General features: G+C 66.4%; 13 protein-coding genes. 7 read left to right on the top strand and 6 right to left on the bottom strand.

The window, feature by feature from the left end:
• Window positions 1–87 precede the first annotated feature (87 nt).
• Window positions 88–1,368: a saccharopine dehydrogenase family protein gene (locus ACX3O0_RS09870; protein ID WP_459107606.1), complete on the bottom strand. Its 1,281-nt coding sequence runs from the start codon at window positions 1,366–1,368 to the stop codon at window positions 88–90.
• 45 nt (window positions 1,369–1,413) lie between these two features.
• The gene (locus tag ACX3O0_RS09875) at window positions 1,414–2,058 is read right to left on the bottom strand and encodes a phosphatase PAP2 family protein (RefSeq protein ID WP_459088384.1); all 645 of its coding nucleotides are present in this window, start codon (window positions 2,056–2,058) and stop codon (window positions 1,414–1,416) included.
• An 89-nt stretch (window positions 2,059–2,147) separates the two neighbouring features.
• Between ACX3O0_RS09875 and ACX3O0_RS09880 the strand changes: the two genes are divergently transcribed.
• From ACX3O0_RS09880 to ACX3O0_RS09895, 4 genes are all read left to right on the top strand, one after another.
• Window positions 2,148–3,191 carry a LacI family DNA-binding transcriptional regulator gene (locus tag ACX3O0_RS09880; RefSeq protein ID WP_459107607.1) on the top strand — a complete coding sequence of 348 codons (1,044 nt, stop codon included), beginning with the start codon at window positions 2,148–2,150 and terminating at the stop codon, window positions 3,189–3,191.
• A 134-nt stretch (window positions 3,192–3,325) separates the two neighbouring features.
• On the top strand, window positions 3,326–4,600 hold the full coding sequence (locus tag ACX3O0_RS09885; RefSeq protein WP_459088388.1) for an ABC transporter substrate-binding protein: 1,275 nt from the start codon (window positions 3,326–3,328) through the stop codon (window positions 4,598–4,600).
• Between the two features lie 101 nt (window positions 4,601–4,701).
• Window positions 4,702–5,592 carry a carbohydrate ABC transporter permease gene (locus ACX3O0_RS09890; RefSeq protein WP_459088390.1) on the top strand — a complete coding sequence of 297 codons (891 nt, stop codon included), beginning with the start codon at window positions 4,702–4,704 and terminating at the stop codon, window positions 5,590–5,592.
• On the top strand, window positions 5,589–6,506 hold the full coding sequence (locus ACX3O0_RS09895) for a carbohydrate ABC transporter permease (protein ID WP_459088392.1): 918 nt from the start codon (window positions 5,589–5,591) through the stop codon (window positions 6,504–6,506). The genes ACX3O0_RS09890 and ACX3O0_RS09895 overlap by 4 nt, the downstream gene beginning before the upstream one ends.
• Here ACX3O0_RS09895 and ACX3O0_RS09900 read toward each other — a convergent pair.
• Entirely contained in the window at window positions 6,503–7,816 is a 1,314-nt protein-coding gene (locus ACX3O0_RS09900; protein ID WP_459107608.1) for an APC family permease, read from the bottom strand. The genes ACX3O0_RS09895 and ACX3O0_RS09900 overlap by 4 nt on opposite strands.
• 130 nt (window positions 7,817–7,946) lie before the next feature.
• Here ACX3O0_RS09900 and ACX3O0_RS09905 point away from each other — a divergent pair, with 130 nt between their 5' ends.
• Window positions 7,947–8,831, top strand: coding sequence for an EamA family transporter (locus ACX3O0_RS09905; protein WP_459107609.1), 885 nt, complete (start codon window positions 7,947–7,949; stop codon window positions 8,829–8,831).
• Between the two features lie 42 nt (window positions 8,832–8,873).
• On the opposite strand, the gene ACX3O0_RS09910 is transcribed toward ACX3O0_RS09905, so the two are convergent.
• Window positions 8,874–10,025 carry a cystathionine gamma-synthase gene (locus ACX3O0_RS09910; RefSeq protein ID WP_459107610.1) on the bottom strand — a complete coding sequence of 384 codons (1,152 nt, stop codon included), beginning with the start codon at window positions 10,023–10,025 and terminating at the stop codon, window positions 8,874–8,876.
• A gap of 29 nt (window positions 10,026–10,054) precedes the next feature.
• A complete protein-coding gene (locus ACX3O0_RS09915) occupies window positions 10,055–11,410 on the bottom strand; it encodes a cystathionine beta-synthase (RefSeq protein ID WP_459107611.1) in 1,356 nt (451 codons plus the stop codon).
• Between the two features lie 142 nt (window positions 11,411–11,552).
• On the opposite strand from ACX3O0_RS09915, the gene ACX3O0_RS09920 reads away from it, so the two are divergent.
• A complete protein-coding gene (locus ACX3O0_RS09920) occupies window positions 11,553–12,254 on the top strand; it encodes a DUF3105 domain-containing protein (RefSeq protein WP_459088402.1) in 702 nt (233 codons plus the stop codon).
• Window positions 12,232–12,903 (top strand): DUF305 domain-containing protein, encoded by a 672-nt coding sequence (locus ACX3O0_RS09925; RefSeq protein ID WP_459107612.1) that lies wholly within the window; start codon window positions 12,232–12,234, stop codon window positions 12,901–12,903. Before ACX3O0_RS09920 ends, ACX3O0_RS09925 begins: the two co-directional genes overlap by 23 nt.
• 8 nt (window positions 12,904–12,911) lie before the next feature.
• Here ACX3O0_RS09925 and ACX3O0_RS09930 read toward each other — a convergent pair whose 3' ends face one another.
• Entirely contained in the window at window positions 12,912–13,175 is a 264-nt protein-coding gene (locus ACX3O0_RS09930; RefSeq protein WP_459107613.1) for a hypothetical protein, read from the bottom strand.
• Window positions 13,176–13,335 lie beyond the last annotated feature (160 nt).

The following is a 13,335-nucleotide window of genomic DNA, read 5'->3' on the forward strand; positions in this document are numbered from 1 at the left end:
TACCGCGCGCGAGGCGTTTTCGGTCAGGTGCCTGCACAGCGGCGGACTCGCCGTGCCGAGAACGGCTCGCGGCCATACGACCCGTCGCTAGCGATCGGCTGCCAGGCGATCTTCCATGCCCCACTGCTGGCCGTAACCGCCCTGCGACTCCGGTCTGGCCATGAGCTCGAGGAATGCGGTGGCGTCGAACGCCTCCGGGCCGAGTACGCCGTGCCCGGTCCACGCCCCGGAGGAGAGCAGCTCGAGCGCGATGACCGGGTTCAGCGCCGTCTGCCAGACGACGCACTGCGACTCGTACTCCGCCATCGTCCACTCGTTGTCGCTCACGTGGTACAGGTATACCTCCCGCGGATGCCCGTCGACTCCAGTCCCGGTGACCCACACTCCGGCACAGGTCTTGCCGGTCATCCGTGGCCCGATCGTGGCCGGGTCGGGCAAACCTGCCGCGACGACGTCACGCGGTGAAACCATGACGGGACCATCGGCCGAGCGCACCTGCACCGGCTCGGTCTTGTCGAGCCCCAGCTGGTTCACGGTCTTCAGGATCCCGATGAAGTGGTCCCCGAGTCCGTACTTGAAGGTGACCCGTTTCGCGTCCAGCCACCGCGGCATCAAGAGCACCTCTTCGTGCTCGACGTTGACGCACTCGACCGGGCCGATCCCCTCCGGGAACTCGAAGATCTCCGGCTCGCTGAACGGCGGAGTCGTGTACCAGCCGCGGTGCTTCTCCCACACCACCGGAGGGTTGAGGCACTCCTCGATGGTGGTCCAGATGCTGAAGGATGGCGCGAAGATCTCATTGCCCGCCTCATCGCGAACGACCAGGTTCGCCCCGTCGCGGGTGCCGAGCTCATCGATATCGCTGAACAGGTGGTCGGCGGCGTAGCGGGCGAAGACGTCACTCAGGCCGGGCTCGACCCCCATCCCGACCAGGGCCAGGCGACCGGCCTTCTCCCAGTCCGGTGCCTGGGCGAACTGGTCGTCGCCGAGCTTGATGCCGGTCTCCTCGTGGGGGTTGGTCGGGTGCGGCTCAGACAGGCTCATTGCCATGTCGAGGTAGTCCGCGCCTGCGGCGAGGGCGCCGGCGAAGATGGTCGGCACGAATTTCGGCTCGACCGCGTTCATGACGTGCGTGACGCCGTGGTCCCTGACCAGTGCCGCCACATTGTCGGGGTCGGATGCGTCCAGGCGGGCGGCGATGAAACGCTCGCCCCGGTCGGGATGCTTCTGCTCGATCCAGGCGATCGTGGCCTCCGCCCGAGCCAGGTCGTAGTCGCTTACCACCATGAGATCGAAGAAGTCTCGTCGTGCGGCAATCTTGGCGATCGCGTTGCCGACGCCGCCGGCACCGACCAGGAGGATTCTCATGTCGGCCACGCTATCGGCTCCGGTCGGACTGGTCGAGGCCTGCTGCTACCGCCGCCTGGGTCGCTCCCGATCCAGGCGATAGGCGAACGGTGCCCACACGATCACGGCGATCCCGGCGCCGATCAGCGCACCGGCAGCGGTGTCGCTAACCCAATGGGCCCCGAGGTAGGTGCGACTGAGCGCCATCAGCACGACGTACCCGATGCCGACGAACCAGACCCACCAGCGGTTCACGATGATCGCGACCACGACCGCCAGGGTCGCCGCGTTGGCGACGTGCCCGGACGGGAACGAACCGGCATCCGTCGCCACCAGAAGCTCTTCAGGGCGCGGCCGGTCGAGCACCGCCTTCAGCAACTGAACCAGTCCAACACTGAGCACGGCCGCGATCGCGTAGTACGCCGCCCCCCAGAACCGGCGAGCCAGGCACAGCACCACCACGATGCCGAGCGGCACCACGAGAATGCCGACCGGGCCGCCACCCAGCCAGTCCATCACGCGGGCCGGTACGTCAAGCCAGATAGAGCGCTCGTCGAGCACCTCTTCCATCCAGCCGGTGTCGAATTCGAATGGCAGGTTGCCGGCGCGCTGCGCGATCAGCACGCCGAGCGCTGCGGCAAGAACGACGGCCACAATTCCGCTCACCAGCGGCCAGCGGCGGGACACTTTCCGGGAGTCGCGCAGGTTCATCCGCTCCACGTTAGTCGCCGGTTTCCGGCTGGAACGGATTCATTTGGTAACGTTTCCAAGAAATCACGGCAACTCGCGAAAAAGGTGACATGACGAAGGACAGCATCACGTCGTCTCCCGGCGGCGTTCGCGGTGGCCAGCGAGCGACCATGCGCGATGTCGCCCGGCGGGCCGGAGTCGGCCTCTCCACGGTCTCGCGTGTCGTCAACGGCGACGGCAGCGTGAGCCCGAAACGCACGCAGGCGGTCGAAGCCGCCATCATCGAGCTCGGCTTCCGTCGCAACGACTTCGCCCGGCACCTTCGAATGGGCGCCGCAGCCAGCATCGGCCTCCTCATCGAGAGCGTCGCCGACCCGTTCTTCTCCCTGCTCACCCAGGCAGTGGAGGAGGTGGTGCTCGGGCGCGATTCCCTGCTGCTGTCCGCGTCGTCGCACCAGGACGCCGAGCGGGCGAAGAAGCTGGTCCTCGCATTCGGTTCACGGCGGGTGGACGGCCTGATCATCACGCCGTCCGACTCCCAGGACGTCAGCTACCTGCGCACGGAACTGGCCGCCGGCGTTCAGATGGTGTTCGTCGACCGCCCGGTGCCCGGCATCGACGCGGACACCGTGCTCACCGACAACGTTGGCGGTGCTCGCACCGGGGTCGAGCACCTCATCGCGCACGGCCACCGGCGGATCGGTTTCTTCAGCGACCGGGCGAGCCTGTACACGACCGTCCATCGGCGGGGAGGCTACGCCCAGGCGCTCGAGCACGCCGGCATCCCGCTCGACCCGTCCCTGGTGCACTCGAGCGAGGACGGCCTCTACGACTTCACCGCGCCCCTCGCCACAATGCTCGCCCTGCCTAATCCGCCGACCGCCTTGTTCTGCAGCAACAACCGGTCGACCGTGGGGATCCTCCGCGAGCTGGCCAAGCTGCCGCAGCGGCCCGCCCTGGTGGGCTTCGACGACTTCGAATTGGCGGATGCCATGACACCGGGCATCACGGTTGTCGCCCAGGACGCATTGGCCATGGGCCGCACGGCGGCCGAACTTCTCTTCGCTCGGCTCGATGGCGCCACCGGGCCGACGCAGACAATCAGCCTCGGCACCACGCTGATCCCGCGCGGATCCGGCGAGACGCATCCCTGACGAAGTCACAGTCCCGCATCTTTTTGGCCCCCATCCGAGTGACAAACTTGTTATGGGAACGTTTCCATTGTTGAATGGCAGAACCTGGTTCGTTCGTGGACCCGGCACACAGCAATCCAACGGAGGAATTGCCCATGCGAAAGTCATTGTCAATAATCGCTGGAGCTGCCGCACTCGGCCTCGCTCTGGCCGGATGCGCGGGCGATAGCGGCTCGCCGGATCCCGAGAATGCCGACCAGGTCGAGGTCTTCACCTGGTGGGCCTCCGGTTCTGAGAAGGTCGGTCTCGACGCCCTGGTCGAAGTCTTCGGGGAGCAAAACTCGGACGTGGAGTTCATCAACGCATCCGTCGCCGGTGGTGCCGGCTCGAATGCCAAGGCAGCACTCGCATCACGCCTCGAGGCCAACGACCCGCCGGACACGTTCCAGGCGCACGCCGGAGCCGAACTCACCGACTACATCAATGCCGGCCAGCTGCAGGACCTCAGCTCGTTCTACGACGAGCAGGGACTGACCGACGTCTTCCCGGAGAGCCTCATCGAGCGCTTGACGGTCGACGGTGCGATCTACTCTGTGCCCAGCAATATCCACCGCGCCAACGTGGTCTGGGTGAACACTGCGGTGCTTGAGGAGGCAGGACTCGATCCGAGTGAGGCACCAGCCGACATGGATGCCTGGATCGATGACCTGCAGACCCTCAAGGACGCCGGCGTGGAGTCGCCGCTCTCGCTCGGAACCGAGTGGACCCAGATGCAGCTGCTCGAAAACGTCCTGCTCGCCGACCTCGGCGCCGAAGGTTACTCCGGCCTCTGGACCGGCGACACCGCCTGGGACAGTGACGGCGTCAAGACGGCTGTCGAGCACTACGGGGAGCTGCTGAACTTCGTGAACAGCGACTATGCCGGGCTCGAGTGGGATGCGGCGACGCAAATCCTGATCGACGGGAACGCCGGTTACAACCTGATGGGCGACTGGGCTGAGGCCGCGTTCGCCCAGGCCGGAATGACCTACGACCAGGAGTACACGACCTGGCCGACACCCGGCACGGATGGCGTCTTCGACTTCCTGGCGGACTCGTTCACGCTGACAGTGGGCGCACCGCACGAGGAGGCCACCAAGGCCTGGCTGACCACCATCAGCTCGGCTGACGGGCAGAAGGCGTTCAACTTGGCCAAGGGTTCCATCCCGGCTCGCACCGATGCTGACGCCGGCGATTACCCGGCGTACCAGCAGACCGCGATCCAGTCGTTCGCTGAGGACACCGTGGTGAGCTCGCTCGCCCACGGAGCGGCCGCCAGCATCTCCTGGTCTGGTGATATCTCGTCCGCGGTGGGCAAGTTCGCCACGGACAAGGATGCGAATTCACTGGTCAGCGCGCTGGTCGCAGCGGCAGAAAAGGCCCTCGGCTAAGCAGTACCGAAGGTAGACAATGGTGGGTGGGAGTGCCGGTTGCTCCCACCCATCATTACGCGGGCGAGCACCGTCAGCCAGACACGAGGAAGTGAGTAAGCGTGCGTAAGGGAATCCGCAACTGGGGGCCGCCGCTCCTCCTCGTCTCGCCGACGATCATCATTCTCGGCGTGTTCGTCTACGGTCTGATCGGCGCCAACATCTCGGTGTCGATGAGCGACCGCCACAGCCTGCAGCCGGCCGAGAACTTCGTCGGCATCGAGAACTACATCCGGCTGTTGACCGAGGACCGCTTCCTCCACTCCCTGTACAACCTGGGCATCTTCACCGTCTTCTTCATCGCCGGAACCATGGTCTTCGGCTTCCTCTGGGCCTGGATGCTCGACAAGGGGGTGAGCGCGGAGGGCGTGTTCCGCTCCGTCTACCTGTTCCCGATGGCGATCTCCTTCGTCGCATCCGGTGTCGTCTGGCGCTGGCTGCTGAACAGCGCAGAGGGCGACCGGGCATCCGGCCTCAACCGCATCTTCGAAAGCCTGGGGCTCGGGTTCCTGCAGAACCCCTGGTGGAGCGACCCGACCTGGGGCATGGCTGCGATCGCCCTTCCGGCGATCTGGCAGCTCTCCGGCTACGTCATGGCCCTCTTCCTCTCCGGCTTCCGCGGGATTCCGGAAGAGTTGCGCGAGGCCGCGCGCATGGACGGCGCCTCAGAGTGGAAGCTGTACCGGCACGTGATCTTCCCGCAGCTGAGCCCGGTGGCACTGTCGGCCCTCATCATCGTCGGCCACATGTCGCTCAAGGTCTTCGACCTGATCATGGCGATCACCAAGGCCATCTACCAGACCGAGGTTCCGGCCACCTACCTGTGGATCGCGCTGACCGCCAACGACTACGCGAAGTCGGCGACGATCGCCACCATCCTGCTGCTGCTCGTCGCGGTGCTCATCGTGCCGTACCTGATCTACACCGCGCGCGCGGAGAAGGCGAACCGATGACGATCACGACGGGAATCGAGAAGAAGCCGACGGTCGCCGCGCCGCCCGCCGGCACCCGGGCGCGGTTCCGGCTGGGTCGCACCGGCAAGTACGTACTGCTGGTGCTGTTCCTCGTGGTGGTGCTGATGCCGGTCTACGTGCTGGTCGTGACCAGCCTGAAGCCGCCACAGGATGTCAACCCGGCCACCTCCTGGGGCCTGCCGGTTCGCTGGCCGTGGGAATCCGTCGCCGAGGGCGGGCCGACCGGCTTCGACAACTGGACCATCGCCTGGGACGCCCTGGGGCCGGCCATCGGCCGAACATTCGCGCTGGCGATCCCCGCCGCGCTGATCTCATCGTTCCTCGGCGCCATGAACGGGTTCGTGCTGTCACGCTGGCGGTTCCCGCGTGCGGACTGGGTCTTCACCTTCATCCTGTTCGGGATGTTCATCCCCTACCAGGCGATCATGACGCCGCTCGTGCAGATGAAGACCTCGCTCGGCCTTCCGAGCGGCATCAGCACCCTTCTGCTGGTGCACATCATCTACGGCCTGCCTATCTGCACGCTGATCTTCCGCAACTACTACGTCGGTATCCCGATCGAGCTGATGGAGGCCTCCCGCGTGGATGGTGCAGGCATGCTCCGTACTTTCCGCAGCGTCGTGCTGCCACTGTCGCTGCCCGGTTTCGTGGTGACCATCATCTGGCAGTTCACCTCAGCCTGGAACGACTTCCTGTTCGCGCTGTTCCTCTCGAACCAGCGCGAGGGCCCGGTGTCGCTCGCCCTGAACAACCTGGCCCAGGGTGCGCAGCTCGCCAACTACGGTGCGGCAATGGCCGGCGCGCTGCTGGCCTCGCTGCCGACTCTGGTGGTCTACATCGTGCTCGGCAAGTACTTCATCGGCGGGCTGATGAGCGGGTCGGTGAAGAGTTAGGCCGCTCGGCTCAGCGCCGTGCGCCGGCGCCACGCCCTCGCAAGAGTGACCACGGTCGCCGCGGCACCAAGAGCCACCGGGACCAGCAGATTCGCCCCGGCGAGCACGACCAGCCCGGCAACCAGCACGACGGAGATCACCGCCAGCCACCAGCCGACCGTCCAGCGTTCGAGCAGCCGCACAGCGGCGATCATCCCGAGCACGTAGATCGCGATCATGCAACTGGTGTGCACGAGGATGAACGGCGTCAGATTCAGCCCGAACGCGACCAGCGCACCAAGGTAGATCGCCACCACGCCCGCCACCACGGCCAGGCTGCGCCTCGGGATGCCCCCCGATTCTGCGCCGGCCGCCATCCACTGGGGCAGGTCCCCGTCGCGCCCGAGCGACGCACCGAGCTTCGCGAAGGCACCGAGGTAGAGGTTCAGCACGCCGAGGGCGACCACGGCGGCGATCACGGCCACGGCGACGGGTCCGACCCCGGGGGCTGCGGATGCCACGAGGTCGAGCAGCGGGACGGCGCTGTCGCCGGCCGCATCACCGAGCACGCCAACGGTGACCACTTGCAGGGCGAGGTAGGCCACGCCAACCGCGGCGATCGCGATCGCTGTCGCCAGCGGGATGGTGCGGCGCGGGTTCTTGAACTCTCCGGCGATGTGGGTGACCGCCTCCCAGCCGGCGAACGCCCAGACGAAGAGGCTGATCGCGGCGCCGACGCCCGCGAAGCCGTGCGGCAGGAATGGCTCGAAGTTCTCTGCTCGTGACTCAGGGGCGGCAACCAACACGACACCGACGACGATGACGACGAGAGCGCCGGTGAGCGCCAACTGCACCCAGCCGGCCATCCTGAGGCCATAGAAGTTGGAGACGAACGGCGGGACGAAGATCAGCGCCGCCACCAGGACGACGACCCAGAGCGGCCCGCCGAAGACATCCACGATGTAGGACGCGCCCAGCACGGCGACCACCGGCGCGCCGACCGCGACGCCGAAGAAGAACCAGTACCCGGCCATCCGTGCTGCCGTCTTACCGAGGGCCAGGCGAACGAACGTGGCAACGCCCCCGGCATCCGGATACCGCGCTGCCAGTGCCGCGAATGTGCCGGCGAGCGGGATCGAGAGCAGCAGCACGGCGGCGACGGCGAGAATGGATGCCGGACCGGCCGCGGTGACCGCGAGTGCCGGCAACACCAGGATGCCCGTTCCCAGCACCGACGCGATGTACAGGGCAGAACCCTGCAGCAGGCCGACGGTTCCCGCATCGTGCGCAGGGACTTCGACCGCGGTATCGGTGGTGAGGGCTTGCAACATGGCTCCATGGTCTCAATGGCAGGAATTCGGCGTCAATCGAAAAACGGTCAACTGGCGGCGAGAACACGCCATTCATCTCCTGCCAGCGTGATGGTGACCACTGACATCATCACACCCATAGAGTCGTCTGGTGAGTACCAAGCGAGACCGCACCATAGGAGCGGGCACCCAGATCTTCACCGAGTTCAGCATCAACTTCGGCTCGGCCCTCGCCGGACTGCTCATCCCCCTGGTCGGCGTGGTCGCCGTCGTCACTGCGCGCCAGCTCATGACAGCCATCTTCGTACTGCCGTTCTACCGGCCGAATCTGCGCAAACTGTCGCTGAAGGTGCTGTGGCCGGCCATCGCCCTCGGCGTCGTGCTGGCCGTCATGAACTTCACCTTCTACGAATCGGTCGGGCGTCTCGGACTCGGCATCGCGGCCACCATCGAGTTCCTGGGCCCACTCACCCTCGCGCTGGCAGCGTCCCGCCGGCTGCTCGACATCGCCTGCGCTATCGCGGCGGGCGCCGGGGTGGTGCTCCTGACCGGCATGGAAGGCGAACTCGACCTGCTGGGCGTGGTCTTCGCGCTTATTGCCGCGGCATCCTGGGCCGCCTACATCCTGCTCACCCGTCGCGTCGCCATGCAGCTCCCCGGGCTGGAAGGGCTCTCCATCGCCACCATTGTTGCGTTGGCGATCCTGCTGCCGATCGCACTGTTCGTCGTCGATTGGTCGACGTTCAGCTGGTTCGCGATCGGCCTGCTGCTGGCGGGCGGCATCCTCTCGTCTGCGCTCCCCTACAGCCTCGACACCTTCATCCTGCGCCGCATCACGCCCCGCCTCTATGCGATCATCACCAGTTGCAGCCCGGCGATCGCGGCTCTCTTCGGAGTGCTCATCCTGCGCGAATCGCTTGGCCTGCTGCAGGTCCTCGGCATCGTCGCGGTGTGCGCTGCAGCCGGAGTCGCCATCGCCACCCAACGGGACCGGCCAACCAGCGAGCTGGAAGCATCCGCGCACACCATCACCTGAGCGCGTCGCCCCTCCCAACTACCCACCCGGTCGGATAGTGGGTTACGCGCGCGGGAGCGCCGCGAGCAGGTCGCCCAGCAGGTCGTCGACGCCCTCGATGCCGACCGAGAGCCGCACGAGGTTGTCAGGCACCTCGAGCGCGGTTCCGCGAACGGATGCGTGAGTCATTTCGTACGGATAGCTGATGAGCGACTCGACCCCACCGAGCGACTCGGCGAGATGGAACAGCTCTGTCGACTCCGTGAAGGTGCGCGCGGCATCCGCCCCACCGCGGAGTCCGACCGAGATCATGCCGCCGAATCCGCGCATCTGGCGGGCGGCCAGTTCGTGGCCGGGGTGATCCGGCAGGCCGGGGTAGTAGACGCGCTCGATCGCCGGATGCCCGACCAGGGCCTCGGCGATGTGCTGGGCGTTGGCGCTGTGGCGTTCGACGCGCACCGCGAGGGTCTTGATGCCCCTGGTGGTGAGCCAGGCATCCATCGGACCGGACACCGGGCCGACCGCGAACTGCAGAAATCCGACCTTCTCGGCCAGCTCGTCGTCGTTCAGGATGACCGCTCCGCCCAGCACGTCGGAGTGCCCACCCAGGTACTTGGTGGTCGAGTGCGTGACCACGTCCGCGCCGAGCGCCAGCGGGTTCTGAAGGTACGGCGAGGCGAAGGTGTTGTCGACGACGACGAGAACTCCGGCGGCGTGACCGATCTCGGCGAGCGCCGCGATGTCGCTGATCTTCATCAGCGGATTGCTCGGCGTCTCGACCCAGAGCACCTTCGTCGCCGGAGTGATGGCGGCGCGCACGGCATCCAGGTCGGTCATGTCGACGGTGTCGAGCCCGATCCCCCACGGCACGAACACTTTGTTGACCAGCCGGTGAGTGCCTCCGTAGACGTCGTTGCCCATGACGACGTGGTCGCCTGGCCTCAGAGCGGCACGCAGCAGGATGTCTTCACCGGCGAGCCCCGAAGAGAAGCTGTAGCCGTACTTTCCCCCCTCGAGCGACGCGAGCTGGGTTTCCAGCGAGCTGCGGGTCGGGTTGGTGCCGCGGGAGTACTCGTTGCCGTTCCGCAGCTTGCCGACCCCGTCCTGCACGAAGGTGGACGTCTGGTAGATCGGCTGGATGACTGCGCCGGTCGTCGCATCCGGTGTCAGCCCGGCGGTGATGGCGCGCGTGCTGAAGTCGAGGTTCTGGTTCATGGTTCGTCCGTTTCTGGGAGGCTCCGCGGTCAGCGGGAGAGGAACGCGAGCAGGTCGCGATGGGTGAGGATGCCGAGCGGCTTGCCGTCGCGGGCCACCATGACGGTGTCGACCTCGGAGAAGGCGTCGCGAAGGTCATCGACGGACTGGCCGGTTCCGACCAGGCGAATGGCGTCGTCCATGACGGATGCGACCGGGTCGCCGGGTCGCACTCGTCCGGAGGCAATCGCGTTGCTCAGCGACTCCTCGCTCACCGATCCCAGCACCTCTCCCATGACGACGGGGGGCTCGGCCGAGGTCACCGGCACCCGCGCCAGGCCGGATGCCGCCATCAGCTTCCCGGCATCGCGCACCGTCGTCTCCGGGCGAACGTGCACGAAGTCCCGAGCCGTTGCGGTGACAACCTCGGCGACGCTGGTGCCGGTCGCCGTGTTCGAGAAGCCGTGCGAAGCCATCCACTTGTCGCTGAAGACCTTGTTCAGGTAGCCGCGTCCGCCGTCCGGAAGCAGGATGACCATGACGGCGTCGGCCGGAAGGTCGCGGGCGACCTTGAGGGCGGATGCGACGGCCATCCCACTCGATCCGCCCACCAGCAATCCCTCCTCCCTGGCCAGCCGCAGGGTGAGGTCGAACGATTCTGCATCGGATGCTGCGACGATCTGGTCGACCACCGAGGGGTCGTAGGCGGTCGGCCAGAAGTCTTCGCCCACACCTTCGACGAGGTATGGCCGCCCGGAGCCGCCGGAGTAGACGGAGCCTTCGGGGTCTGCGCCGATGACCTGCACCGCGCCATCCGACACCTCTTTCAGGTAGCGGCCGGTTCCGCTGATGGTGCCGCCGGTTCCGACGCCCGCCACGAAGTGGGTGATCTTCCCGTCGGTGTCTCGCCAGATCTCCGGCCCGGTGGTCTCGTAGTGGCTGAGCGGCCCGTTCTGGTTGGCGTACTGGTTCGGCTTGAAGGCTCCTGGAATCTCGCGGGCCAGCCGGTCGGAGACGCTGTAATACGACTCCGGGCTCTCCGGAGCGACGGCCGTCGGCGTGACGACGATCTCGGCCCCGTACGCGGTGAGGGTGTTGCGCTTCTCCTCGCCGACCTTGTCCGGCAGCACGAAGACGCAGCGGTAGCCGCGCTGCTGGGCCACCAGGGCGAGCCCGATGCCGGTGTTGCCGGAGGTCGGCTCCACGATGGTGCCGCCGGGCTTCAGCTCGCCGGATGCTTCGGCAGCGTCGATGATGCGCGTGGCGATGCGGTCTTTCGACGAGCCGCCGGGGTTCAGGTACTCGACCTTGACCAGCACGGTCGCGGCAATGCCATCGGTCACGCTGTTCAATTTGACGAGAGGGGTGTTGCCGACCAGGTCGAGGATGGTGTTTGCAAACTTCATGGTTCGGCCAATCTACCAGCGGCGTCTGCAGCGTTACTTGGGGCTCTGGGGGAATACTTCGGGCCTCCCTGTACTTGGTTCCCAGTGACACTCGGTAGATTTGTCTCTTGACCCCTGCCCCCGATACGACAGGACCCTCCACGTGGCCCCCAGCGACACCCCAGAACCAGTGCTCCCCCCGTCGGCGAAGAAGCTGACCGTCAAGCAGGAGCGCGAAGCCCGCCGGCAGGCGAAGGTGGAGCAGTTCAAGAAGCAGCAGGCACGCGCCAAGCGCAACCGCATCGTCGCCATCACCCTCAGCTCCGTCGCCGCGCTGGCGGTCGTGGCGCTGATCGTGACCGTCGTCATCTCCAACGCCACCCCGAAGCGCGACCCCGCCTCGATCGAGATCGCCGGCATCGACACCTGGCCCGACATCGAGTTCGGCCACGTGGAGACCCGCGTCGACTACGAGGAACAGTACGGCACGAATCCACCAGCCGGCGGCGTGCATAACCCGGCCTGGCTGAACTGCGGCGTCTACACCGAGCCCCAGCAGAACGAGAACGCCGTGCACGCACTTGAGCATGGCGCGGTGTGGGTGACCTACGACGCCGACGAGTTGGACGAAGCGGATGTCGAGGAGCTGCGGTCCCAGCTTCCGGACAGCTACATCATCCTGTCCCCGTATCCCGACCTGGCCACGCCAGTGGTCGCATCTGCCTGGGGTGCACAGGTGAAGCTCAACGGTGTCGATGATGAGCGCCTCGGCGACTTCGTCGAGAAGTACTGGCAGTCACCGACCGTTCCGGAGCCGGGCGCCCTGTGCACCAGAGGAATCGATGGACCCGGAAAAGTCGCCTAAGCGCCCACTCAGCACTCGCCTGATCGTCGGGATGATCCTCGGCGCCACGGTTGTCGCCGCGACCGGTTTTGCGGTCGGGTTCATGGCGGCGCCGGTGACACCGGTCCCCGACTCCACCAGCGCTGAGGCCGGCTTCTCACGGGACATGCAGCACCACCACCTCCAGGCGGTCGAGATGTCGATGATCCTGCTCGACAGCACCGAAAGCCCGGAACTGCGGATGCTCGCAGAAGACATCGCGACCGCCCAGCAACACCAGGCGGGGCAGATGTATGCCTGGCTGAGCATCTGGGGCGTTCCGCAAGCGGCCCCCGAGCCATCGATGACCTGGATGACCCGCCCGACGCTCGAGGGCGCGGGCCACGACCACAGCGGCGAGAACAGCGAGGTCGCCCATGTGCCGGGCGAGCCGATGCCCGGGCTGGCCACCCCCGAGCAGATGCGAGAGCTGAAGTCCCTCGACGGGGTGCCGGCCGAGATTCTCTATCTCGAGCTGATGATCGCGCACCACGTCGGCGGCGTCGATATGGCGCAGGCGATCCTCGACCGCTCAACGAACCGGGCGGTCACCGACCTGGCCAAGGGCATGGTTGCGGTGCAGCAGAGCGAGATCGACTACATGAACGAGTTGCTCGACGCTCGCAGGTAAAGCGGAAGCTACGCGGCAGCGGTACCGGTGAAGAAGCTGCGTACGTAGGCGACGAGCCGCTCGACCAGGCTGGGAACGGGCCCAGGCTCCGGCACGAAGGCGACGGCGCCGCAGCTGTCGCACACGGCGATGTGGCGATGCACGGCGAGCCCGGTACCGAAGTACGGGTTCGGTGAGATGGTCATTGCCGTCGAAGTGCAGGTTTCGCACTCCAGGGTGACAGTGCGGTCGGATGTGGTGACCACGCGCGAGGGCATGATGGCTGTTGACATCGATGTGGCTCTTTCGGGTAAGCGCGATGTTACTTCTACGCGTCAAGCAGACTCGCTGGCGGGTGTGTCAGCGGCGCAGACAGTTGATCGGGTTATGGGTAATGCGGGTAGTGCCAACCATAGCGGCTGAGCGGCAATTGCATAAGAGGCGACACCCCCC

It is taken from the genome of Homoserinimonas sp. A447, assembly GCF_054489325.1.